Annotated in this window: 27 protein-coding genes and 1 riboswitch; of the genes, 14 read left to right on the forward strand and 13 right to left on the reverse strand. The window is 67.0% G+C overall.

Annotation, left to right across the window (positions count from 1 at the left end):
- Window positions 1-41: 41 nt before the first annotated feature.
- On the forward strand, window positions 42-428 hold the full coding sequence (locus NXY83_RS18880; protein WP_258803735.1) for a VOC family protein: 387 nt from the start codon (window positions 42-44) through the stop codon (window positions 426-428).
- 22 nt (window positions 429-450) lie between these two features.
- On the opposite strand, the gene NXY83_RS18885 is transcribed toward NXY83_RS18880, so the two are convergent.
- Both NXY83_RS18885 and NXY83_RS18890 read right to left on the reverse strand, forming a co-directional pair.
- The gene (locus NXY83_RS18885) at window positions 451-852 is read right to left on the reverse strand and encodes a YccF domain-containing protein (RefSeq protein ID WP_258803736.1); all 402 of its coding nucleotides are present in this window, start codon (window positions 850-852) and stop codon (window positions 451-453) included.
- 96 nt (window positions 853-948) lie between these two features.
- Window positions 949-1,560, reverse strand: coding sequence for a phosphoribosylanthranilate isomerase (locus tag NXY83_RS18890; RefSeq protein WP_258803737.1), 612 nt, complete (start codon window positions 1,558-1,560; stop codon window positions 949-951).
- Window positions 1,561-1,662: 102 nt separating this feature from the next.
- Between NXY83_RS18890 and NXY83_RS18895 the strand changes: the two genes are divergently transcribed.
- From NXY83_RS18895 to NXY83_RS18925, 7 genes are all read left to right on the forward strand, one after another.
- On the forward strand, window positions 1,663-2,274 hold the full coding sequence (locus NXY83_RS18895) for a HutD/Ves family protein (RefSeq protein ID WP_258803738.1): 612 nt from the start codon (window positions 1,663-1,665) through the stop codon (window positions 2,272-2,274).
- 88 nt (window positions 2,275-2,362) lie between these two features.
- The gene (locus tag NXY83_RS18900) at window positions 2,363-2,893 is read left to right on the forward strand and encodes a ferritin (RefSeq protein WP_258803739.1); all 531 of its coding nucleotides are present in this window, start codon (window positions 2,363-2,365) and stop codon (window positions 2,891-2,893) included.
- Between the two features lie 101 nt (window positions 2,894-2,994).
- Window positions 2,995-3,060: riboswitch (guanidine-III (ykkC-III) riboswitch) on the forward strand.
- A gap of 9 nt (window positions 3,061-3,069) precedes the next feature.
- Window positions 3,070-3,393 carry a DMT family transporter gene (locus NXY83_RS18905; RefSeq protein ID WP_258803740.1) on the forward strand — a complete coding sequence of 108 codons (324 nt, stop codon included), beginning with the start codon at window positions 3,070-3,072 and terminating at the stop codon, window positions 3,391-3,393.
- On the forward strand, window positions 3,393-3,797 hold the full coding sequence (locus NXY83_RS18910; RefSeq protein ID WP_258806345.1) for a DMT family transporter: 405 nt from the start codon (window positions 3,393-3,395) through the stop codon (window positions 3,795-3,797). The genes NXY83_RS18905 and NXY83_RS18910 overlap by 1 nt, the downstream gene beginning before the upstream one ends.
- Window positions 3,798-3,806: 9 nt before the next feature.
- Window positions 3,807-4,445: a nucleoside/nucleotide kinase family protein gene (locus NXY83_RS18915; RefSeq protein ID WP_258803741.1), complete on the forward strand. Its 639-nt coding sequence runs from the start codon at window positions 3,807-3,809 to the stop codon at window positions 4,443-4,445.
- Between the two features lie 53 nt (window positions 4,446-4,498).
- Window positions 4,499-5,494, forward strand: coding sequence for an aldo/keto reductase (locus NXY83_RS18920; protein ID WP_258803742.1), 996 nt, complete (start codon window positions 4,499-4,501; stop codon window positions 5,492-5,494).
- Between the two features lie 36 nt (window positions 5,495-5,530).
- Window positions 5,531-6,181, forward strand: coding sequence for an MBL fold metallo-hydrolase (locus tag NXY83_RS18925; RefSeq protein ID WP_258803743.1), 651 nt, complete (start codon window positions 5,531-5,533; stop codon window positions 6,179-6,181).
- A 69-nt stretch (window positions 6,182-6,250) separates the two neighbouring features.
- Here the strand turns inward: NXY83_RS18925 and NXY83_RS18930 are convergent, their stop codons facing one another.
- Entirely contained in the window at window positions 6,251-8,158 is a 1,908-nt protein-coding gene (locus NXY83_RS18930; RefSeq protein ID WP_258803744.1) for a DEAD/DEAH box helicase, read from the reverse strand.
- Between the two features lie 376 nt (window positions 8,159-8,534).
- Between NXY83_RS18930 and NXY83_RS18935 the strand changes: the two genes are divergently transcribed.
- The gene (locus tag NXY83_RS18935; RefSeq protein WP_258803745.1) at window positions 8,535-9,281 is read left to right on the forward strand and encodes a class I SAM-dependent methyltransferase; all 747 of its coding nucleotides are present in this window, start codon (window positions 8,535-8,537) and stop codon (window positions 9,279-9,281) included.
- A gap of 5 nt (window positions 9,282-9,286) precedes the next feature.
- On the opposite strand, the gene NXY83_RS18940 is transcribed toward NXY83_RS18935, so the two are convergent.
- Together NXY83_RS18940 and NXY83_RS18945 are read right to left on the reverse strand one after the other, a co-directional pair.
- Entirely contained in the window at window positions 9,287-10,672 is a 1,386-nt protein-coding gene (locus NXY83_RS18940) for an MFS transporter (RefSeq protein WP_258803746.1), read from the reverse strand.
- 13 nt (window positions 10,673-10,685) lie between these two features.
- Window positions 10,686-12,020, reverse strand: a complete 1,335-nt coding sequence (locus tag NXY83_RS18945) for an MFS transporter (protein ID WP_258803747.1) — start codon at window positions 12,018-12,020, stop codon at window positions 10,686-10,688.
- 414 nt (window positions 12,021-12,434) lie between these two features.
- Between NXY83_RS18945 and NXY83_RS18950 the strand changes: the two genes are divergently transcribed.
- The gene (locus NXY83_RS18950) at window positions 12,435-12,635 is read left to right on the forward strand and encodes a hypothetical protein (protein ID WP_258803748.1); all 201 of its coding nucleotides are present in this window, start codon (window positions 12,435-12,437) and stop codon (window positions 12,633-12,635) included.
- Between the two features lie 36 nt (window positions 12,636-12,671).
- Window positions 12,672-13,595, forward strand: a complete 924-nt coding sequence (gene trmB / locus NXY83_RS18955) for a tRNA (guanosine(46)-N7)-methyltransferase TrmB (protein WP_258803749.1) — start codon at window positions 12,672-12,674, stop codon at window positions 13,593-13,595.
- Between the two features lie 117 nt (window positions 13,596-13,712).
- Here the strand turns inward: trmB and NXY83_RS18960 are convergent, their stop codons facing one another.
- Both NXY83_RS18960 and NXY83_RS18965 read right to left on the reverse strand, forming a co-directional pair.
- The gene (locus NXY83_RS18960; RefSeq protein ID WP_258803750.1) at window positions 13,713-14,180 is read right to left on the reverse strand and encodes a hypothetical protein; all 468 of its coding nucleotides are present in this window, start codon (window positions 14,178-14,180) and stop codon (window positions 13,713-13,715) included.
- Between the two features lie 2 nt (window positions 14,181-14,182).
- A complete protein-coding gene (locus tag NXY83_RS18965; protein WP_258803751.1) occupies window positions 14,183-15,760 on the reverse strand; it encodes a hypothetical protein in 1,578 nt (525 codons plus the stop codon).
- A gap of 238 nt (window positions 15,761-15,998) precedes the next feature.
- On the opposite strand from NXY83_RS18965, the gene NXY83_RS18970 reads away from it, so the two are divergent.
- Window positions 15,999-16,805, forward strand: coding sequence for a DUF1206 domain-containing protein (locus tag NXY83_RS18970; protein ID WP_397427529.1), 807 nt, complete (start codon window positions 15,999-16,001; stop codon window positions 16,803-16,805).
- Window positions 16,806-16,859: 54 nt separating this feature from the next.
- Here NXY83_RS18970 and NXY83_RS18975 read toward each other — a convergent pair whose 3' ends face one another.
- Together NXY83_RS18975 and NXY83_RS18980 are read right to left on the reverse strand one after the other, a co-directional pair.
- The gene (locus NXY83_RS18975; RefSeq protein WP_258803752.1) at window positions 16,860-17,519 is read right to left on the reverse strand and encodes an anti-sigma factor family protein; all 660 of its coding nucleotides are present in this window, start codon (window positions 17,517-17,519) and stop codon (window positions 16,860-16,862) included.
- Window positions 17,516-18,013, reverse strand: a complete 498-nt coding sequence (locus NXY83_RS18980; RefSeq protein ID WP_258803753.1) for a sigma-70 family RNA polymerase sigma factor — start codon at window positions 18,011-18,013, stop codon at window positions 17,516-17,518. Before NXY83_RS18980 ends, NXY83_RS18975 begins: the two co-directional genes overlap by 4 nt.
- Before the next feature lie 173 nt (window positions 18,014-18,186).
- Here NXY83_RS18980 and NXY83_RS18985 point away from each other — a divergent pair, with 173 nt between their 5' ends.
- On the forward strand, window positions 18,187-18,747 hold the full coding sequence (locus tag NXY83_RS18985) for a COG4315 family predicted lipoprotein (RefSeq protein WP_258803754.1): 561 nt from the start codon (window positions 18,187-18,189) through the stop codon (window positions 18,745-18,747).
- 56 nt (window positions 18,748-18,803) lie between these two features.
- Here NXY83_RS18985 and NXY83_RS18990 read toward each other — a convergent pair whose 3' ends face one another.
- From NXY83_RS18990 to NXY83_RS19000, 3 genes are all read right to left on the reverse strand, one after another.
- The gene (locus NXY83_RS18990; RefSeq protein WP_258803755.1) at window positions 18,804-19,616 is read right to left on the reverse strand and encodes a hypothetical protein; all 813 of its coding nucleotides are present in this window, start codon (window positions 19,614-19,616) and stop codon (window positions 18,804-18,806) included.
- Window positions 19,609-20,187 carry an RNA polymerase sigma factor gene (locus NXY83_RS18995; RefSeq protein ID WP_258806348.1) on the reverse strand — a complete coding sequence of 193 codons (579 nt, stop codon included), beginning with the start codon at window positions 20,185-20,187 and terminating at the stop codon, window positions 19,609-19,611. Before NXY83_RS18995 ends, NXY83_RS18990 begins: the two co-directional genes overlap by 8 nt.
- 216 nt (window positions 20,188-20,403) lie before the next feature.
- Window positions 20,404-21,093, reverse strand: a complete 690-nt coding sequence (locus tag NXY83_RS19000; protein WP_258803756.1) for a protein tyrosine phosphatase — start codon at window positions 21,091-21,093, stop codon at window positions 20,404-20,406.
- A 148-nt stretch (window positions 21,094-21,241) separates the two neighbouring features.
- Between NXY83_RS19000 and NXY83_RS19005 the strand changes: the two genes are divergently transcribed.
- Window positions 21,242-21,865 carry a DUF5655 domain-containing protein gene (locus NXY83_RS19005; protein WP_258803757.1) on the forward strand — a complete coding sequence of 208 codons (624 nt, stop codon included), beginning with the start codon at window positions 21,242-21,244 and terminating at the stop codon, window positions 21,863-21,865.
- A 173-nt stretch (window positions 21,866-22,038) separates the two neighbouring features.
- Here NXY83_RS19005 and NXY83_RS19010 read toward each other — a convergent pair whose 3' ends face one another.
- Entirely contained in the window at window positions 22,039-22,899 is an 861-nt protein-coding gene (locus NXY83_RS19010; protein ID WP_258803758.1) for a DMP19 family protein, read from the reverse strand.
- Between the last annotated feature and the right edge of the window lie 99 nt (window positions 22,900-22,998).

The following is a 22,998-nucleotide window of genomic DNA, read 5'->3' on the forward strand; positions in this document are numbered from 1 at the left end:
TTCCTCTTTACGCCCGCGCCCGGCGGTGCAACACTGCTCGGATGAGCCTGCGTATCCAAGCCGTCTGCATCGACTCGACCGAGCCCCGCGTTGCCGCGGACTTCTGGGAGAAGGCACTGGGCTGGCGCCGTACCTTCGACGAGGACGATGAGATTGTGCTGGAGCCGCCGGCCGGCAGCCCGGAGGACGGGGTCTCACCGGATTTGTTGTTCCTCAAGGTGCCGGAACGCAAGGGAGTCAAGAACAGGCTGCACCTGGACCTCCGGCCCCAGGACCAGGACGCCGAGGTGGCCCGGCTCGAGGGACTCGGCGCCAGGCGTGTCTCGGTGGGCCAGGGTCCGGAGGTCACCTGGTTGGTGCTGGCCGATCCGGACGGCAACGAGTTCTGCGTCCTGCGCGCGCTGCGGCCGGACCAACAGGCTGGCTGAAACCTGTCCGGCTACGAATCCGTCAGCGGTATGCGGTGACGAACGGCGCGTTGGTGGGCACGATCTGCTTACCCAGCGGCATCAGGGATACCGGGATCAGCTTCAGGTTGGCGATGGCCAGCGGGATCCCAATGATGGTGAGGGCCATGGCGAATGCCGTGACCACGTGGCCGATGGCGATCCAGACGCCCGCCACCAGCAGCCAGATCACATTGCCCAGCAGCGGGAAGACCCCTGTGCCTCCGGGCTTGTCCACCACCATGCGTCCAAACGGCCACAGCGTGTAGGCGGCAATCCGGAAGGACGCGATGCCCCACGGGATGGTGACGATCAGCAGGCAGCAGATGACCCCGGCCAGGAAGTAGCCAAGCGCTAGCCAAAGCCCGCCGAAAACCAGCCAGATGATGTTGAGCAGTGTCTTCATCCCTCCATTGTGCCCCCAGGCACGGCAATAGAAGGTAGGGGAAGCCCCTGACCAGACCCTGAAACGCTGAAACTCCGGGCCGTAAGCCCTGAGCCGTCAGACTGTGGCGTCCGACTTTGCGGCGTGCACAAAGGCACGGATCCGGGCCAGGTCCTTGACCCCGCGTGATGCTTCCACACCCGAGGACACGTCCACACCCCACGCGTGCGCCACCGCGGTTGCCTGGCCCACGTTCTTCGGGTCCAGTCCGCCGGCGAGCAGCCAGTGGCGTCCCTGGAGCACCGGCAGGCCGGCCATGGAAGAGTAGTCCCAGGCCTCCCCCGATCCCGGCACCGCCGCGTCAATCAGCAGCAGGTCCTCGCCCCAGTCTTCGAACTCTTCGGGAGCGGCACCCATGGTGACGGCCCTGATCAGTTTCATGCCGGCGTCGTGAACGGTGGCAACGTCCTCCCGCGTGCGCTGGCCGTGCAGCTGGATCCACTCCAGCCCGGCTGCCCGCGCGATGGCCACGGCGTCGGCAACCGGTTCGTGGCGGAAAACGCCGATCGGGGACACTCCTGCGGGGACCTCGGCCAGCAGCGAGGACACCTGGCCCGGCGACACAACCCGCGGGCTGGCGGTAAGGACGAAACCGACTGCATCCGCCCCTGCCTTGACCGCCTCACGGACGGATTCCGGCGTACTGAGACCACACACTTTGACGAACATTCCCGGCTCCTTCAGGCTGTTTTCGTGTTGACCCCCCGGAGGAGATTAGCAGGCAACGGCGCACCCCGCGATGCCCTGCAGCAGACGAACTAGGCTGGGCGGATGGAAATTATCCGTTTCGCTGACCTCAAGGCCGAACCATGGCGCAACGGCGGCGGGGTGACACGGCAGATCGCGGCCCAGCCTTCGCCCTCAGTGGCATCCGAGGACGCGCCTAACGGGCGCGCCAACGGCGGCCGGGACCCGGGCTGGGACTGGCGGGTCAGCATCGCGGATGTAACCAAAGCCGGCGACTTTTCCCCCTTTCCCGGCATGGAGCGCGTTCTCACGGTGATTGAGGGTGAACTCCTGCTGCTGTCCGTGGACGGGGCCGAACACCCCATGGAGAAGTACCGCCCGTTCCGGTTCGCCGGCGGAGCAGCCACGTCCGGCAAACTGCCGACGGGCGATGTCCGGAACCTCAACGTCATCACCCGGGCAGGGGCATTCAAGGGCTTCACGTCCATTATCGAGTTGTCCAGGAAGCGCGCCCACCCCGTTTTCGATGGGCAACTGGGGGTACTGCTGCAGGGGCAGGCCAAAGTAAGTGCCGGCGAGGGTGGACCTGCAGACCTGGGGCGGTACGACACAGTGGTGGGCTCGGACAGTGAAACCCCTGACGTGCTGGGCCGCGGCTTCCTGGCCGTGGTGTCCATCGACCCGGTTGAGGACTAAACCCGATCTCCGGACAGGCCAGCCTCGCCTTGGGAAGTACAGCCTTTCCACACTGGTCTCTCCCTGCCGCCGTCCCTAGACTCGGGCTATGACCACTTCATCGTTCAATGCGCTTCTGTCCACCCAAATCGGCAACGAATTCGCAGCATCGCAGCAGTACATTGCGGTGGCCACCTGGTTCGCGAACCAGGACCTCCCCCAGCTTGCCCGGTACTTCTTCCGCCAGTCAGTGGAGGAACGGAACCACGCCATGATGATGGTGCAGTACATGCTGGACCGCGATATCCCCTTCACCATCCCCGGCGTCCCCGCCGTCCGCAACGACTTCGCCTCCGTCACCGAGCCGCTGGCCCTTGCCCTGCAGCAGGAGAAGGAAGTTACCCGCAACATCGAGGACCTGTTCCGTGCGGCCCGCGGCGAGAACGACGCCCTGGGCGAGCAGTTCATGCTCTGGTTCCTGAAGGAGCAGGTGGAGGAGGTGGCGTCCATGACCACGCTGCTGAACATTGCCGAGCGTGCGGACAACCTGTTCGACATCGAGAACTTCATCGCCCGGGAAACCATTGGCGACGGCGGCCGCGACAACGCCGCCCCGGAAGCTGCCGGCGGCGTGCTCTAAGCTGCGCCCTTCCCCAACTAAACAGCGCTGCCTGCCTGGCCTGCTGGTGAGGTTGGGCACCATCGTTGGCCACCCGCCGTCGGGCGTTGCTACGCTGGAAACCAAGGCTCCGCACCCGAGCCTCCGGACGACGGTTCAGTACCCGGCACGCGACAAGACTGGCCAAAGGATCTGTCATGTCCTGGTTCATCCTCCTCGTCTCCGGCGCCCTGGAAGCAGTGTGGGCCGCAGCCCTGCACCGGGCATTCCAAAGCACCGGACGCCGCCGCATCACCTCCACCGCCCTGTTCCTGGTGTCCGTCGCGGCCAGCACAGCCGGCCTGGCCATCGCCATGCAGTCCATCCCCACCGGCACCGCCTACGCCGTCTGGGTAGGGGTGGGTGTGGTCCTGACGTCCGCCTACGCCATCGTCACCAAGCTGGAACGCCCGACGGCGGCGCGCCTGCTCCTGCTGTCCGGCATCGCTGCGTGCGTGGTTGGCCTGAAGGTGGTGGCGTGATGCTGCGGCGTTCCTTCTCCTGGCTGGTGCTCCTGGCCTCGGCCGTCCTCGAAGCTGTGTGGGCAACGGCGCTGGGCCTGTCCGACGGCTTCAGCAGGCCCCTGCCCACCCTGGTTTTCGTCGTCACCGCCACGCTGAGCATGCTGGGCCTGGGCATGGCCATCCGCCACATCCCGCTGGGCACCGCCTACGCCATCTGGGTGGGGGTGGGTGCTGCCCTGACGGTGGGCTGGGCCATGGCCACCGGCGTGGAACCCTTCAGCGTGCTGAAGCTGCTGTTCATCGCCGGGATCGTGGGCTGCGCTGCCGGGTTGAAGGCACTGCCGACCGAAAAGGACCAGCCCGGCAGCAAGAAGCAGCCCGCGGACAAGAACCAGCCCGGCGAGATTCAGCGGGCAGTCTAGGCTTTTGCCATGGACTCCCCTGAGATCACTGAGGCGATGGACGCCCTCCGGCGCCGGCTGGTTCCCGGAACGCGGACCATCCTGGGTATTGCGGGCACACCCGGGTCAGGCAAGTCCACCTTCGCGACGTGGATCCAGCAGCAATTTGGCCCGGGTACCGCTGTTGTGGTTCCCATGGACGGCTTCCACCTGGGGAACGCCGTCATCGAGGGCACTCCCCTTCGCCGGCGGAAGGGCGCCATCGACACGTTCGACGCCGGCGGCTACCTTTCGCTGCTGCGGCGCCTCGTCCGGCGGGACGAGCCAGTGGTCTACGCCCCCGAGTTCCGGCGCACCCTGGACGAACCCGTGGCCGCGTCCATCGCCGTCCCGGCCGACATACCGCTGGTCATCACCGAGGGCAACTACCTGCTCGCGGACCAGGAGCCGTGGAAGGAGGTCCGGGCGCAGCTGGACGAAGTGTGGTTTGTGGACACGCCACAGGAGCTACGGCTGCACCGGCTGGTGGCACGGCACGTGTCGTTCGGAATGGACCCGGCGGCAGCTGTTGCGTGGGCGGCCGGGCCTGACGAAGCCAACGCCCTGCTGATCCAGGCGACCCGTCCGGCCGCCGACCGCATCATCCCCTGGGAGCAGGAGCTGGAATAAGGCGCCTCAGTGCGCGGTTTCTGGTGTGGACACGACTGATCGGAGCAAACCCAATGACTGCATCAACTGTCCTGCTTGGCGACGGCCTGGCCGTCAGCCCCCTCGGGTTCGGAGGGATGGCACTCACTCCCGTGTACGGCGAAGTGGACCCGGCCGAAGCCCTCAAGACCCTTCATCACGCCGTGGACGCCGGTGTCAGCTTCATTGACACCGCGGACATCTACGGCGGAGGCAGCAATGAGGAACTGATCGCGCAATTGCTCAAGGAGCGCCGGGACGAGGTCCAGTTGGCCACGAAGTTCGGGCTCGTCGGGACGCCGGCGGATGGTTACACCGACATCCGGAATGACGCGGCCTACATTCGGCAGGCCGTGGACCGGAGCCTGCAGCGGCTCGGCACGGACGTTATCGACCTCTACTACATGCACCGCCGTGACCTCCGCGTTCCGATTGTGGAAACCGTGGAGGCCTTGGCGGAGCTTGCGCAGCAGGGCAAAGTCAGGCACCTTGGCCTGTCTGAAGTGACCGCCCAGGAGCTGGAGGAAGCGACTGCCGTCCACCCCATTGCGGCAGTCCAGAGCGAATGGTCCATCTGGAGCCGGGACGTGGAACGCAACGTTGTTCCTGCCGCAGCCGCCCTCGGGGTGGGGTTTGTACCGTATTCGCCGCTGGGCCGGGGATTCCTCACCGGCACCGTTGACGCCGCCAACCTGGGAAGCAACGACTTCCGGCGGCGGATCCCCAGGTTCGCCCCGGACGCCGCCAGCTCCAACCAGGCAGTGGTGTCCGCCGTCCAGTCAGTGGCCGGCGAACTTGGCGCGACGCCCGCGCAGGTGGCCCTTGCATGGCTCCTCGCCCAGGGCAAGCGGCTGGGCCTGCCGGTGGTTCCCATCCCCGGCACCCGAAAGAGGCACCGGATCGACGAAAACCTGGGCGCGCTGGCCCTGGAGCTGAGCCCGCCGCAACTGGAGGTCCTGGGCGCTGCCTCGGACGCCGTCGTCGGCTCCCGCTCCGCGGATCCCAACTGGGTGTCCCAAGGCCGCGAGTAAACAGCCCCGGAAAGGCGCGTCCCTAGACTGAAGCCTATGGACTCACTTTTGTACGACCTGCCGGCCCTGACCATCCGCCGCATCTCCGTCAGCGGGATGGACAACAACGTGTACCTGCTGACCGCCAAGACCAGCGGCGAGCAGGTGCTGATCGATGCTGCGGACGACGCTCAAGCCATCCAGCAGTTGCTGGCGGACGCCGCCGCGGACACGACGGCCACGCCACGGCTGGCGCTGATCGCCACCACTCACCAGCACTGGGACCATGTCCGCGCGCTCAAGGAGTTGGTGGACGCAACGGGTGTGCGCACCGCCGCAGGAACGGACGACGCCGACGCGCTGCCCGTTCCGGTTGACCGCCGGCTTGGGCACGGGGACAGGATTGCCGTGGACGGCTTTGAGCTGTCGGCTGTCCACCTGCGCGGGCACACGCCGGGCTCGATCGCGTTTGTGTACCAGGATCCGGAAGGCCCGGCGCACATCTTCTCCGGCGACTCGCTGTTTCCCGGCGGTGTTGGAAACACCCAGAACGACCCGGGGCGGTTCAACCAGCTGCTCAGCGACGTGACCGAACGCCTGTTCGGCACCTACCCCGATACCGCCGTCGTCCATCCGGGCCACGGCAAGCCCACCACGCTGGGTGCCGAGCGTCCGCACCTGGAAGAGTGGCGCGCCCGGGGCTGGTGAGCTGGCTGCTTTGCGAAACCGGTGGTTGAGCCCGCCGGGTCCCGGCAAGCCCAACCAGCGAAACTACTCTTAGCGGCTGCGGCGTTCGTTGGACGCAGGCGCGGAAGCGCGGCGGGGACCGCCGCTGCGGGCGGGACGGCCGGAGCCGCCGCCGTTGCTGGAGCCGTAGGATCCGCCGGAGGTGCCCCCAGTGTTGGAGGACCAGACGGCCTTGTTGCCGCCGCCGGCCGGGGCTGCACCAGCGGATCGGCTGCCACCGGTCCGGGCACCTGCGCCTGCACCGGCAGCTGCGCGCTGGCCCGTGGCGGGACGTCCGCTGCGCTGGCCGCCGGAAGCAGCCGGGCGGCCGGAGGAGGCGGGACGCCCGGTTCCGCCGCGGGGAGCGTCACTGCGGGTTACGCGGGATTCTGCACGGCCGTCTGAACCGCGGCCGGCCGATGCACGGCCACCTGCCGCGGGAACGTCATTGCGGTGCGTGGAAGCGGTGCCACGGCCACGCGCGTTGCGGCGGGCGGCCGCCGCTGCAATGGCGCGGTCCTCATTCTGCTCAGCTACACGGTCGAATGCGGCGCGGGCTTCGGTGCGGCCTTCGAAGGCTGCGGCCCGGCGCTCGGCACGCGGAACATCGGTACGGGTCGGTTCGGCCGAAACCTTGCCGCGGCCTCCGCGGCCACCGCGTCCACCGGTAGTGGGGGCAGCCTGGCGGCGGGCCCGCTTGCGCTCGGCGTTGGCGCCCGTGGAGGTGCCGCCGCCCTGCTGTGCGGCGTTCTTGGCCAGCAGCGCTGCGCGGGTGCGCGGATCGATCTTTTCAGCCATGTCGCCCACCAGCCCGGCGACGATCGGGGAGTTGGCCGTCACACGCTCGAAGTTGACCTCCACGCCGGCAGCCTTCATGAGCTTCTTGACGTCGGACTGCTGCTCCGGGAGGGTCAGCGTGACCACGGTGCCGTCGGAACCGGCACGCGCGGTACGGCCGGAGCGGTGCAGGTAGGCCTTGTGCTCGGTGGGCGGGTCGACGTGGATGACCAGCTCGACGTCGTCCACGTGCACGCCGCGGGCGGCGACGTCGGTGGCCACCAGGACGCGCACGTCGCCGCTGGAGAACTCGGCGAGGTTGCGGTCACGGGCGTTCTGCGACAGGTTGCCGTGCAGGTCCACGGCGGGGATCCCGGCGTCGGTGAGGGTCTTGGCCAGCTTGCGGGCGTGGTGCTTGGTCCGCATGAAGAGGACGCGGCGGCCGGCGCCGGAGGCGAGCTCCACGATCAGCTGCTTCTTGACGGTCTGGTCGTTGACCACCAGGACGTGGTGCTCCATGGTGGTGACCGCTGCCTGCGGGTCGTCCACGGAGTGGGTGAGCGGGTTGGACAGGTAGCGTTGGACGATCTTGTCCACGCCGTTGTCCAGGGTGGCGGAGAACAGCAGGCGCTGGCCCTGGGTGGGGGTCATGTCCATGAGCTTCTTCACCACGGGCAGGAAGCCGAGGTCCGCCATGTGGTCGGCCTCGTCAAGGACCGTGATTTCCACGGCTTCGAGGGTGAGGATGCGCTGGCGGATCAGGTCCTCCAGGCGGCCGGGGCAGGCGATGACGATGTCGACGCCGGCACGGAGGGCCTTTTCCTGGCGGGCCTGGGAGATGCCGCCGTAGATCACGGTGGTGTTCAGGCCGGCGGCCTTGGCCAGCGGCTCAATGGTGGCGTTGATCTGGGTTGCCAGTTCGCGGGTGGGTGCAAGCACCAGGCCCATGGGGCGGCCGGGCTTGCGGAAGTGCTTGGCTTCCCGTTCGGCCAGGCGGGCCACCAGCGGGATGGCGAAGGCGATGGTCTTGCCGGAGCCGGTGCGGCCGCGGCCCAGGACGTCGCGTCCTGCCAGGGTGTCTGGGAGGGTCTTCACCTGGATGGGGAACGGGGTTTCGATTCCCTGGGCGGTGAGGGTGTCGGCAAGGGCCTTGGGCGTGCCGAGGGCAGCAAAAGTAGTCAAAGTCAAAGGTCTTTCAGGCGGTATCCGTGCGGATATCGGCCCCCGGTGCCGGTTGGCCCAGGGGTTCGCCGAAGAAAATTCAGGTGATCAACCAGCCTGCTGCCGCTTATACAAAGCGGCGGCCGGGACCAAATGGAACGCGTTCATCGACGCAGGATGTGCCTCTCACATGAAAAAAGCCCACTCCCCGGAAAGGGACTCCAGAAACAGAGCGGGCGGGCATCACTGCACATCAAGTTTCACCAGTCTAGCACCCCGCCTTCCCTTGCTTTCCCAACCAGGTAGCAGCAGGGGTCGTTTTGGGCCCTGATAACGACACCTGCTGCTACCTGGTTGGGGCGTTGCCTAAGCCGGCGGTGCAGGGCAGTGTTGAGCCATGAACGAACACGCGCCCCACCACCAGCACACGCACGACGACGTCGCCTCCCCGGGCGGCAACGGCATAGGCAGCGGGATCCGCGGCAATGACGCAGCATCCATCTGGAACGAACGGTACCGCGCGAAACCGCAGATCTGGAGCGGGAAGCCGAACCCCCAGCTGGTCCGTGAGGCCGGCGGCCTGCGGCCGGGAAAGGCTCTTGACCTGGGCTGCGGCGAAGGAGCGGACGCCATCTGGCTGGCTCAGCAGGGCTGGACCGTGACCGCCGTCGACGTCTCCGCCGTGGCACTGGAGCGGGCCCACTCGCACGAGAAGGCAGCGCTGGCCCGGGAGAGCGTACATGCCGGCGAGGGCGCCATCGCCAGCCGCATCACCTGGCAGCAGGCCGACCTGGAACAGTGGCAGCCCGAGGGGTCCTTCGACCTCGTGACCTCACAGTTCCTGCACTCCCAGGAACTCGCCTGGCAGGGACCGCTTCGGACAGCTGCGTCCGCGGTCAAACCGGGAGGCACCCTGCTGATTGTCGGGCACCATCCGGACCGGCTTCCGCCGTGGGGAGGCGGCGGCGCCCACAACCACCGGGAGATGTTCTACACAGGCGATGAACTCGTCCGCGAACTGGGCCTGGACGCACCTGGCTGGCAGGTCGAGGTCCTCACCAGCCGCGAGCGTCCGGTGACCGGACCCGAGGGCCAGCACGCCACCATCGCGGACGTCGTCCTGCGCGCCACCAGGCTGAACTGACCTTTTCAGGAGCCTTTACCGGTGACCCGCGGCGCAACGAAGGCCGCGGCTACGGCGAGCACGGCGGCAAGGCCGAAGACACCTGAGAAGGATTCCGTCGTCGTCGTAAATGCTGCGAACACGATGCCCGTCGTGGCCAGTGCCAGCGCGCCGCCCAGCGAGTCGGAGATGGACATCGCCGAGCTGTTGAAGCCTTCGTTCTCCTTGGTGGACAACGCGAGGGTCATGACGCTGAGGCGCGGATACAGCAGGCCCATCCCGCCGCCGGCAAAGATCCAGCCGGCAATGGCGACGGCGGCTGGCCAGTGGAGCGCAGTGGTCACCAGCGCGAGCAGCACTGCGGCCAGGACCATCAGCGCCCCGGTCCGGGCCGCGCCGCGGTGGGACAGGCGGGCACCAAGGCGCCCTTGGACTGCTGAAGCCCCTGCCCAGGCCAGGGCCCCGCCGGTGAGGGTAAGGCCGGCGAAGGTGGGCGAAAATGCGTACTGCTCTATCAGCAGGTACGGGAGGTAGACCTCCGCGCCGAAGAACGCCGCCGAGGCCAGCCCGCGGGCCAGGATGACGCTGGGCAGTCCGCGCCGGGAGATGAGGGTGCCCCGGGGCACCAAGGGCCGGACGGCCAGCAGCGCCAGGACGACGGCGGCAACGGCCAGGACCGCGGTGGCCGCAGGGACGCCCGGGATCCGGACCTCGGCGGACAGGTTCAATCCCAGCACTGCGATAGCGGCGAGCGCTGCCCAGGCGAGCCGGCCGACGGCCCACGGGACGGTTGGAGCGCCCACGGGGTGCGGGTCCATCCCCCGCAACACCGGCGCGATCATCAGCAGCGCCGGAATGACCAGTCCCACCACGCCCAGGAACACCCAGTGCCAGCTGAAGACCTGTGCCACGATTCCGGCCGCGAATGGTCCCACCAGCGACGGGATCACCCAGGCCGCGGAGAATGCCGCAAAGATTTTCGGGTGGAGCACTCCGGGGTAGATGCGGGCCACGAGGACATAGAGCGCAACGGTGAGGGCTCCGCCGCCCAGCCCCTGCACCAGCCGGCCGGTGACGAGCATTGGCATGGATGTGGAGGTGCCGGCAATCAGCAGGCCCAGCACAAACAACCCCACGGACGCGTACAGGGGCACCGTTGGCCCGCGCCGGTCCGACCAGTTTCCGGCCGCCACCATGCCGATCACGCCGGTGGCGAGGGGTCCGGCGAAGGCCAGGGCGTAGAGGCCGGCGCCGTTCAGCTCACGGCTGACGAGCGGCATGATGGTGGTCACCGCGAGGGACTCGAACGCTGCGAGGAATACCAGGGCGCACGTGCCGATGGTCACCCACAGGTACGGCCGCTGGAGGATGCCTGCGGCGGGGTGGGTGGCTGGAAGAGTGGAGTCCCGCACCGCCATCCTGCCCTTACCCGACATACCGGTTGCGGCCGGCGTGGTAACCGAAGACCGCCGCCAGCAGGCCGACAACAAGGAACAGGACACCGGCCGCCGTGAAGGAGCCCGTAACCTGGTGCAGCTGGCCCACCATCAAGGTTCCCGTCGAACCGAGCCCGTAGCCCACGCCCTGCATCATCCCGGACAGGTGCGCGGCGGTGTGCCCGTCGCGGGTCCGCAGCATGATCATGGTCAGGGCCACCGCCGTCAGGCTTCCCTGGCCCAGACCCAAGAGGCCTGCCCACACCCACACCAGGTCCAGCGGCCCGAAGATGCTCAGGGCAAAACCGCTCCCGGTCATCAGGGCAACCACAGCGTTGATGGCCCGCTGGTCACGGAACCTTGCAGCAAGCGCCGGGGCGAACAGCGAACCGAGCATCTGCAGCACGATGCTGGCCGACACGATCAGCCCCGCCGTCGCCCCGCCGACACCCCGCTCCCGCAGGATCGGCGCCAGCCACGCGAAAACACTAAAGGACATCATGGCCTGCAGCACCATGAAAATGGTCACCTGCCACGCCACCGGGGAGCGCCACACGTTCACGCCGTCCCTGACGGCCTGGTGCTTGATACGGGGCTGACGGACTGCCACCGGAAGGAACAGGAAAAGCACGACGGCGGCGGGCAGCGCCCAGAACCACAGCGCGAGCGTCCACTCCCCCGTCGCCGCGTAGACCGGGTACGTGAAGCCGGCACCGAGCGCCGCGGACGCGCAGATGGCCGTGGTGTACAGCCCGCCCATCAGGCCCAGGCGGTGCGGGAAGTCGCGCTTCACCAACCCGGGGAGCAGGACGTTGCACAGGGCGATCGCGGCTCCACAGGCCGCCGTCCCGGCAAGGAGGGCAGGAAGATGGCCTGCCGCCTGCCCGGCTGCTCCCCCGGTTTCCGCTCCTGGCAGGCTTATCCCGGCCGGCCGCAGGAGGAGCCCGGCTGTCAGCACGGCCATGGCTCCGAGCAGCACGCGTTCGGCGCCGAACCGGCGGGCCAGGACCGGGGCAAGCGGGGCGAACACTCCCAGCAGCGTCACGGGAACCGTGGTCAGCACCACCACGGCCCATCCCGGCAGCGCCGCCTGCGAGCTCACCTCCGGAAGCACTGCCGAGAAACTGGAAAAGACCGTGCGCAGGTTCAATCCGATCAGGACCAGGCACAAGCCGAGATACGCCAGCTGCCGACGGCTCCCCAAACGGGTGGGCTCCGGTGCGGGCAGCTCATCGATTTCGGCATCCACCAGCGTGCCGGGCTGGGCCCCAGCCGGCTTTCCGGGCCGCTGCTTCTTCGCCGCAGCATTCGTCGCTTCCGTCACCAGCCCATTCTTACAGGCACCAGCGACCGGGAAAGGGGCGCAGGAGTTATCCACATACGGGAGGTGGCGCCTTCTGCGCCTTCCGGCCGCATCCATATCTTGGGATCAGCAGCTGCCGGCAGACCACTCCACCAGATCACCAGGAGCCCCATGGCTATTCCGCCACAAGATGAACACGGACGCGAGCACGGGACGTGGCACGGGCCAGGGCACAGGCACGGGCCAGGGCAGGAGCCGGTGCAGCCAGCGGCATCTGTCGATGCGCTCCATCAGGAACCCCCGAAAGGCAGGAACGCGCGTAAAGCAACGGCCAGCGTGGTGCTGGCGGTTCTTGCGCCGGCCAGCATGATCATCACCGCCCCGATGGCTATGTTTGCCATGCTGGCCACTTATCCTTCTGAAGGACCCTCTCCAATGAGGTGGGTGACGCCCCTGGTGTTCTTCAGCCTCCCCCTCCTTTTTGCCTTGCCCTCCCTGGCGCTGGCAATTTTGGTCATGATGGCGGAACCACGCACATCGCAAAGCCGGTCATCCGCGTCCGCTGCCCTGATCATCTCGGGCCTGGTCTTTGCCCTGGCCCTGGGTCCCGGACTGGACCAACTGGTGGGCTCATGACCCTTGCACCGTACTTCCGCCGGTATTCTGGAAGGGATGAGCGAATCCCCGGAAAACCCCCAGCAGCCGCATGTCCCACGGCCCGTCACGCCCGGTACGCAGGCGTCATTCGGCACCTACGGGGGCCGGCCGGTCAGCTTTGTCCGCCGTGGCACCCGCCTGCAGGGCCGCCGCCAGGCTGCATGGGAAGAGCACGCCGAGCGGTGGGCAGTGGATGTGCCCCGGCATATCGCCAACACGTCCGTACACCCGGACTACACGTTCGACGCAGAGGCGGAATTCGGCCGCAAAGCACCCCTGATCGTGGAGATCGGCTCGGGCCTGGGCGACGCCATCTGCCACGCGGCAGAGCAGAACCCGGATACCGACTTCCTGGCCGTGGAGGTCTACACCCCCGGGCTGGCCAACACCATCATCAAAATCAATAGCCGGGGGCTGCGCAACGTCCGCGTGGTTGAAGCCAACGCGCCCGAGGTCCTGGCCACCATGCTGCCTGAAGGGTCCGTTGACGAGCTCTGGGTCTTCTTCCCCGACCCCTGGCACAAGTCACGGCACCACAAACGCCGTCTGATCCAGCCCGAGTTCGCCGCCCTGGCCGCGCGTGCGCTGAAGCAGGGCGGGCTGTGGCGGATCGCCACCGACTGGTCCAACTACGCAGTCCACGTCCGTGATGTCCTGGCGGACTCGAAGGACTTCGAGAACCTGCACAACGGCGAGCGCCGCGGCCCCGAAAGCCCGCTGACCCAGGTGTGGCAGTCCGGCGTCGAATCCGTGGTGGGCGGCGCCCCGGTGCGTGAGGGCCGCGCCCCCGTCAGCACCGAGCACACCGGCCCCAACGAGGGCGTCGACGAAACGGGCGGCTGGGCACCCCGCTTCGAGGGCAGGATCCGTACCAGCTTCGAGGCGAAGGCCCACGAGGCCGGGCGGCTGATCTTCGATCTTTGCTATCGCCGGCGGTAAGTGCCCTTCCCTGGCACAAAACGCACTTCCCCCGTGAAGCCCGCCGGCCGTGCACGGCATCAGTCCGGCATTAGTCTCCGGCATCCCCGAGCCGGCAACGAAGGTCCGGCAGCCGGTTCAGCGCACGCTGATGGACGCCACGATCTCTCTGAGCATGCCCAGTCGTGGCTCCACGTCGGGATTGAGGTAGGGCCAGATCACCACAACGCCGATAAACCGGCCGCCCTCCCACACGCCGACGGTGGCTGCCACCTTTCCGGTGCCCTCGACGTTGTCGTTTCCCGGGTCCCCGTCGTCGTATCCCACCACGACGGCGTACGCGGCTTTGCCGGGCAGGTTCAGTTCGCCTTCGGCCAGGAGGGTTCCGCCCCGTTCCTCACGGTAGAAGTCCGCCATGAGGTGTGCCCACCCTGTGGCCTGCGGCGCGTCCTGCACTGAGGTGTCGTCTTTGATGACGGTGACCAGGACACCACCCATCAGGCCGTACTGCTCGCTGTTGGGGCCTGCCGTGGAATCGGCGAGGACCTGGGTGTGCTCGGGAAAGTCGGCCGTGAACCCCAGCGGGGATTCGATGTGCACAGACATGGTCACAGCCTCTCGAGCTTGGTGTCGTTGGGGACTTTATAGTATGTGGACACGTTGGTGGTGGCCTGGCTCTCGGTCCTGACCTCCACCTCACCCACCTTCACGTCAAGGCCGGCCTCATTGGAGGCGGTGATCACACTGTTGACCTGCACTGTTGCGGAACCGGCTTCGTAAAGCCGGCCGGCATCCCGCGCCGCGCCGACTTCATTGCCCAGGGCCACGTTGCGGAGGTAGCTGTCGATGATGGGCTTGTTCTCCGGTGAGTACTCCACGTCGATCTTGACAGTGCCCTGCGTGCCGGCAGTAATGGAGGACTCCACCTTCGCGGCCTTCACGTCCGTACCGGCAGCGACACCCTGGGCCACCGTGCCGTCCATGGAAACCGACACGGAGTCGATGTTGCTGTCCTTGTCCATGTTGACCTGCAGTCCGCCCTTCCCCGAAGCCTCGAACACCCGGCCGTCCAGGTTGAGCTTGCCCTGTGCTGAAACCTCTCCGCTGGCCGTGGAGGTGCCGTCCGTGAGGTTCCGCTCGTAGGCCAGGTCCAGCTTTGCTGAGCCCGACGCGGTTCCGCTTTGCCCTTCGGCCTCCAGCGAGAGGGTCCCCTTGGCTTTGTCCGTCTGTCCCGAGGAACCGTTGTCACCGGCAGCATTTTTAATGCTGTCCAGGATGTAGCCCGGCGGGTTGCCGGCCACGTCCTTGATTTCACCCACGCTGTCCGGCGGCAGGTCGCGGTACATCTGCTCGCGGGCAGCCATTGCTTCCTCCACGCTGCCGAAGGTGTACTCCCGGGACACCTCCCCGTTCAGGGTGACCCCCGCGGTGCCGGTGGTGTCATTGACGCCCAGGCCCATGTTTCCGTACACCTTCATGGTGGCGGAACCGTCAGCGTTTTCCACCACTTCGGTGCCCACTTCGGCACCGCCATGGACCCACGCCACCCGCGCTTCGATGGAGGCCTTGCCCGCCTCTGAGTAGACGGGAATATCAGCCTTTGCGAGTTCCTGCAGGTGGTCCTTGGCCTGCTCCTGCGCGGACTTGGGGATGCCGCCGTCCATGCGCATGAGGTCTTCGGCGAAAGGGCCGTCGTCCCCTTCGCCCTCGATCAGGTATTTCCGGTCCGCTGCGGACAGGCTGTCCCACCACATGGCCTGTTCTTCAGGGCTTGCGTCCAGCATGCGTTCCAGGCCGGTTTCGAGTTCCCTGCGGTGTTCCGCCGCCGCGGCGGCTGCCGCGGCGTGTTCCTGCAGCCACTCCCGGGCCTGGTTGGCGAGCGATGTGATCCGGTCCCAGGGACCTGCGCCGCCCCCTCCGGAAGACGACGACGATTTCTCCTGTTCATCCGCGTGCTGCAGCAGAAGCTTTGAGTTCTCACGCAGGCTGGACACGACCCTTTCCAGTCCGGGGCGGTGGCTTCCAGTCCACTCCTGGCGGAACCGTTCGCCGTCCGCGCCCTTCCACGGCGCCGACTGGATCTGGCTCTGCAGCGATACGGCCCGGATGCTCAGCAATGACGCGGCCTGGTCAGCCGCCTTGGCCAACGCCCGCAGCTGGCTGACGTCAGCGCCGTAAAAAGTCATGGTGTTCCCCCGGAGAAGTACGCGGTGTGTGTTCAATCGCTGGTGCTTATGCTTGCACAGCTGCCAGGAGCGTGCGATGGGGATCCCTCCCCATGCGTGTCCTGGATCCCGCCGGCAGCGGTGTACTGTTCCAGACCGTGCCAGCGTGGCACGATTGCCTTTGTGTGGGGCACGCACATCAGTGAACCGCCGCGCAAAGCACAAAGGAACAGCCATCAAAAGAGAACTGAAGCAGGCCGTGGACGCGGCAGAGGACGTCACCAATTCGCGGACGCTGGAACTGCTGGCGAGGGCAGGGTTTGCGGCGAGCGGCATTTTGCACCTGCTGGTGGGTACGATCGCCATCCGCCTGGCTACGGGCGGCACAGGCAACGCGGACTTCAGCGGCGCCGTGGCGGAGCTCGCCACGCAACCGGCCGGGCCCTTCCTGCTGTGGGCGAGTTTCGCAGCCTGCGCGGCGCTGGCCCTGTGGCAGGTCAGCGATGCCATCTTCGACTACAACCAACTGCCGGCCAAGGAAAAAACAAAAAAGAAGGCCAAGGCCGCGGCACAGGTGCTCGTGTTCACCGGCCTGGCACTGACATTACTGTCTTTCGCCATGGGAACGGGCTCGGGCGGGGATAACCAGGAGACTGCCAGCGACCTGACCGCCTCCGTGATCAAGGCGCCCGGCGGCCTTGCACTGTTGGTCCTGTTGGGCGTAGGCGTCGCCGTCACCGGAGTGGTGTATGGCATCCGCGGGCTGAAAAAATCGTTTGAAAAGCATCTGGCCATGCCCTCATCACCCACGGCCAGGACCGCGGTGACGGTGCTGGGCGTGACTGGGTATATGGCCAAAGGCGTGGTGCTGCTGCTGACCGGCCTGCTCATCGCCGTCGCCACCCTGCAGGCCCACCCGGAGGATTCAACCGGCTTGGACGGCGGGCTCCGCGCGCTCCGGGACCAGCCCCTTGGGGTCTACCTTCTGGCAGCCGTGGGTGCCGGGCTCATCTGCTACGGAATGTTTATGATCGTGCGGGCCCGGCTGGGCAAAATGAACCAGTGACCGAAGGCCCCGGAACCGCGCACAGGGTGGCCAGGGCCGGTGCCTGCCAGCCCGTCACGGCACCGTAATCACTGCAACGGCGTGCTGGCTGCCGTCCCGCAGTTCCACGCTCGAAATGCTCCCCAACTGGATGGGCGTGGCGCCGGTGACCTTTACCCTGCCGCTGGGCGTGGCCGACCAGGCGCACGCACGGTCTTCCCCGCCGCCGCGGTCCCTGACCCACAGCGACAGCGTCCCGTCCCGCGGCAGGCTGCTCCCATTCACCGCCAGTTCGGTCCCCCAGGTTTTCCGGGCAAGGTCGATACTGAACTGCAGCCCGGCCCCGGACTGCACGGAATAGGTGGCGTCGGGTTGCGCCGGCCGCGCCAGCAGCGGCCCAGCAGCGATTCCCAGGGCGAGACAGGCGGCGGCGACGGCTGCTGTCAGGGCCGCCCACCGCCGTCGTGATGTCCGACGGCGGCGGGCCAGCTTGCTGAGGAGTCTTGCCGGAGCGGCGGTTTGGGGGCTGACTGTACCGGCGGAAACGACAGTCAGCGCCACGGCGTCCGGCACGGGAAGGGCATCCAACACCACAGGAAGCTTTTCAAGCCCGGCCAACTGCTCGCGGCAGTCAGCACACTGTTGGAGATGGGAATCGAAAGCCGCACGGTCCACCGCATCCAGGCCGCCCAAAAGGTAGGCGCCGAGCAACTGGTGGGGATCAAAAGCACTCACTGTTCCACCCCCATCTCATCGAGGATGGTGCGCAAGGCCCTTACCGCGTAGAAGGCGCGGGATTTCACCGTTCCGCTGGGGATGTTGAGCTGGACGGCGGCTTCGTTGACCGTAAAGCGGCGGTAATGCAGGGCCACCAGGACATCGCGGTGCTCCTTGCTCAGGCGGAGCAGGGCTTCCTCGATCAGCACCCGGTTCAGCAGCTCATCCACCTTTTCCATCGCCCCGGCGGACTCCGTAAGGCTGCCCTCCAGTGATTCCGGACGCCGCTGGGCACGCCGGTAGTTGTCGATCATGATGTTCCTGGCCGTCCGGTAAAGGTAGCTGCGGAGGCTGCCGCTGATGTCCGGTGCGTGCTGCCAGACGCGGAGCACGGTCTCCTGGACCACGTCCTCGGCGAGTTGGGGATCGCGGGAGGCGCTGAGCACGAACCTGCGCAGGGCGGGGCCGTGTTCGCGGTAGATGGACGCCACCACGTCCTCATCCAGCGGCATGCCATCCCTCCTGCCCGCGCCCTGCCGCACACTCTGCTTACGGCCGTAAAGACGCCGGGGGCCGCTGTAAAGTTCAACCGCCGGCATCCCGCTGTGAACCATTCTTCACCCGGATGCGTCGTAGGAGTTAGCGTCCGGTGATCCGACGCCGGGCCCAGCCAAGGAGCAACCCCATGAAACAGCATTCGGGCGCAGGCCTCGCCATCCTGGCCCTTGCCGCGTCACTGACTGCCTGCGGTGGCGGCACCGGCACCGCGCCGGGCAACAGCCCCGAGGTCACCACGGGCACACCCCTCGCGTCTGCAACCGCCCCCGCCGCGTCCGTCTCCCCGCCCTCCGCACCGTCCACCGAAACGGCTGGTGCCGCCGTCGATCTTAAGACGGCTTCCTCAAGCGCCGGGGACATCGTGGTGGACGCCAAGGGAATGAGCGTGTACTTCTTCACGAAAGATGTGAAGGACTCCGGAACAAGCGCGTGCACGGACGCCTGCCTGGAAGCCTGGCCTCCTGTCACCACCACGTCGGCCACACCATCCGCGGAAGGCGTCACGGGTGCGGTGGGAACCATCACCACGCCGGACGGCAAGCAGCAGGTAACCCTTGAGGGCATGCCGCTGTACTACTTTGCCAATGATTCAAAGCCCGGCGACGTCCTGGGCCAGGGCGTCAATGACGTCTGGTACCTGGTTGACCCGTCGGGCAGCATGATCCAGATGGGCGGTGCAGGTTACTGAAGGTGGATTGCCGGCAGCGGTAGCGGCGGCAGCTGAAACAGCGGGCCGCGGGCGCCTTACCGCAGCGGGACTGCGGGGAGTGTCCCGGGCAACGGAAGTTCCGGCACGCCGGGAACGGGCACCTGCGGCGGCTTGCCCACACCGTTGGTGAGATCCTCCGGAACGGTAGTGGGCAGGTCTTTCGCTGCGGGGACGTCAGCCGGTTTCCTGGGGGTGGCAGCGTCCTCTGCGGCCTCTTCCGGCGGTGCCGGAATGTTCGACGACGGCGCCTCCACGGGCGCGGCCGGAGCCGGTGCAGCGGGAACCGTCGAAGGGGTTGCAGGGACGGCGGGAAGCTTCACTGCGGGTTCCTCGGACTGGTTCACTGCAGGCAGGGCGCCGGATCCCGTGACAAACGAGGTAACAGCCTGGCTGAACGAGTCGCGGAAACCCTGGTTGGAAGCCGCCGCGACAGCTCCGCCCGCGGACAGCGAGACCGCCAATGACAGAGCGGTGAGGGTGACGCGGCGCTTCGCCCGGCGGCGTGCAGCGAGCTCGTCGACGGGTGCGGCCGCACTGGGTGCTGTGACTCCGGAGGCTACTGCGGCATCCGCGGCCGGTGTGGGTTCGGCTGGTGCTACGGCTGCAGCGTCCCCGGCCGGTGTGGGTTCGGCTGCTGGGGCCTGTGCCGCTTCAGTGGTGACTGCCGGTGCCGCCGCCTCTGCCCGCTGCAGCAGCGCCGCGATCTCTGCGGACGGTTCCGGCGCCACTGCTCCGAGGGCACGGAGCTGCAGGAGCGCGGGACGGAGCTCGCCGTCGTCGTCCAGTCCTGCCTCCAGCAGCAGCTGGTCAACGAATCCGTCGCTGCGGGATCCTGCGGTGTCACTCATGATTCGCCTGGTTTCTTTTGAGCGTCTGTGCCTTGAGGTTTTGAAGGGCCCTGCGCTGGAGCTGCTTGACGGCCCCGGTGCTTTTGCCCATGATGCCGGCCACTTGTTCGATGGACAGGTCCGCCACTACGCGCAGCGCCAGTACTTCCTGGTGTTCCTCGCTGAGTCCGTCCAGCATGGCCGTGGCGGCGCCGCTCATTTCCATGGCGTGGTCTTCCGCCGACGGCGTGGTCCGGCCGTCATGCTGTGGATCGTAGGGGGTCAGTTGCGGCCTGCGCTCCAGCCGCCGGTAGTGGTCCACCATGCGGGCGTGGGCGATGGAGAAGATCAATGATTTGGCGCCCTGCAGGCCGCCTGTGAGTCCGTCGATTTTGGGATAGAACGCCAGGAACACATCCTGCGCGACCGCTTCAGGGTCATCAACGCCCCGGGCCTTGAGGTAGCCCTGCACCGGGCCTGCGAAGGACCGATAGGCAGCGCCGAACAGCGCAGCGGGATCTGATCCGGCTGCGCCGTCGAATATGTCGATCTCTTCTTGGGCCAAAGTGTCCAGCACCAGCGGCTCCTCCATTCCGGAACGCGGCTTATGCCCGTCCCGGTTTTCCAGTGCGGATTGCCAGTCCCCAGGGTCTTCCGGCTGCCTCAGCAGCTTGCCGGCTACCGCCTTCCGGCAAGCGCCAACCTTCCGGCAGCGCCGGACCGCAGGAACGGCAGCGATGGCCAGGTTCCTGCAGTCCAGGGTGGCCGCAGCCGTCAAACAGCTGCGGTCCACCCTAGCCAAGAGTGCCTAGCGGACGGAAACCGCGGGGGCTTCCACTGCGGCGCTGCCGCCGTCGACTGACGCAGCCGGAACAGCCGGCACGGCAGGAACGGCGGGTGCGCCGTCGACACCGGGGACAGCGGGCACGGCCGGCACAGCGGGAACCTGCGGGCGCTCAACCTCAACGGCGGCGGAACCGGTGGCTGCGGCACCAGCTTCAGCGGCGGCGCCGGCCTCTGCGACAACATCAGCGCAGAAGCTGCCGATGTTGGCTTCGCCCTCAGCGGCGATTACCAGTGAGGAGAAGCCCTCTGCGGAAGCGTTGAGGCCACCGTTGTTGAAGGCGGTGCAGAGACCGAAGGCTGCGGCACCTGCGGCGTCAACGGCAGTACCGGCGGCAGCGGAAACCGAGGCCTGTGCGGCAACATTGTCATCGCCGGCCGTGGCATCTGCATCGGCAGCAGCATCGGCATTGGCGGACGCCTCGGCGCCGGCTGCAGTATCAGTGGTGGACTCCGCGGCGGCCTTGGCCTCGGCTGCTGCTTCGGCTGCCAACTGCGGGGCGGGTGCACCGAAAAGTTCGTGTGCAGTCTGCTGGGCTTCGGTGGGGAGGGCACCGGAAACGGCAGCTGCGCCGGTTCCGCCAACGGCCAGGGTGCCTGCAGCCAGGACTCCGGCGGCGACTTTACTGGTGGCGAGAACGGTGAACAAAGACATGAAGCACTCCAAACTTAGACAACATAAAGGGTTGGGCCCGGCGGGCGGACCCATCACCTCCTACATCGCCGGGAGCCGCGGAAAGGTTACGGTCCCTGGAAATCTTTTTTCTGCGCCTTCGGCCGGGCCGCCCCATTACGATCGATGCATGCCAAACACAGCCCAGCCCCACCAGCCCGAAGCGCAGAGCCCGGGGCCTCATAAAGAGGCCGGCACCTGGCAATCCATGGTGGACAACAACAAGGCGCTGCTCCTGCGAAAGACCGGCAAGGACACCGCCCATTGGGTGGAACAGGCCCGGGCGGCCGGCATCCGCAGCGACCGGGAGCTCCGTGACTGGATGCGTGACGGTTTCGGCGTGACGGGCTATGCCCAGTACGCGGTGTCCTGGGAGATGTTCGGCTATCCCGAGTTCATGCTCCGCGACGCTGACGAACTCATGGACGGCCAATACGCCAACCACCCGCACCTGCGCCCCGTCGCTGATGCCGTCCTGGCCTGGGCGTCATCAACGGAGGGTGTGCAGATCCAGATGCGCAAGGGCTACGTATCCCTGCACAGCCCGCGCCGGAAATTCGCCCAGGTCACCCGCTCCACCAACAGCGCGGTTGACGTAGCCCTGCGCCTTGATACTCCGGCAGAGGGAAGGCTCGAAAAAGTCAGGACGCGGCCGGACGATCCCTTCACACGCCGGGTGCGCCTGGCATCCCCGGAGCAAGTGGACGATGAGCTGCTGGGAATCCTCGCCACGGCCCTGGACCAGAACACCTAGGGAAAGCACGGCTGGTATCGGGCTGCGCCAGTACGGGACGCGCCGCCGTCGTTATTGCTGTATTCGTGACTTCGCGGGACATGCGCCGGGGTCGCTGGATGTTTACAGCGACCCCGGCGCTTTACCCGCGAGCCGGCGCACCAACAGGGTGCGGCGGCTTGATGCTTCTGCTGCTATGCCTCGACGAGATCGGCGTCGGCCTCTTCGAACTCAACGGCAGCCACGATTTCGAGCGTCCCCGGGTTGATCATGAAGGCTTCGTCGCCTTCCTCCACCATGAGGAAATCACCGTGATCAGTGGAAAAATGCCAGGCCAGGGCCTTCGCGCCGTCATGCATGTAGTTGGGGTCGCCCATGGTGATCTTCTGGAGTTCGTGGCCGGCAATGCTGCACAGTTCACGGATGATGAGCTCGAACTCCGGTGCATCCTCCAGGGCTTCCGCCTCAGCCTGGGCCTGGCGTTCGGGCAGGTCCGGGATCAGGGAAGCCAGGCGTTGGATGTAGGGGCCTACCTCTTCATCGTCGAGCACCAGAAGGTCGGCCTGGCCACGCAGCCAGGCGGCGTTGAGTGCAGTGATGTTCTCCCTCTCCAGCAGTTCCTCGAACTCGCCGTCGAGCTCTTCCATCCGGAGGACGGCGTCGGGGGTCTCGTCAGCGTGGTTTAGAACGTCCAGGCCGCCGTCGAGGTAGTGCCCGGCCTCCTCCTCGGAGAGGCCGTCGTACGCCTCAACAGCCCGGTTAAAAAGGTCCAGGTGTGCCGTGGCTCCCATACCGGCCATGCCCTCACGGATCAGCGTGTCCGTTTCGGACCGGTCCACGGCCATGAAGGCGTATTGGGCAAAGCCACCCTCGAGGGACTGTGTGAGATAGAAATCCACGTAGTAGCTGCGGACCGCCACGGGTGACATCTCCCCGGTGTGGAGATGGGCAGTATGCATGGCATCCACCACGCTCACATTGGCCTCGACTGCCTCCTCATCGCTTGCTTCGATGCTGCTGCTGGTCAGGACGACGGGCTGCTGGCTGGTGATCATGGCTTTCCTCACTGCTGTTCGCTGGTGGTGCTCCGGTCGCTTTTCACGCTACGTGCGGGGCACTGCCGGCCCGTTGAGGAGGAAGTGAACGTCAAGCGA

Origin of the sequence: Pseudarthrobacter sp. NS4 (assembly GCF_024758005.1) — a bacterium.
Lineage (GTDB): Bacteria > Actinomycetota > Actinomycetes > Actinomycetales > Micrococcaceae > Arthrobacter.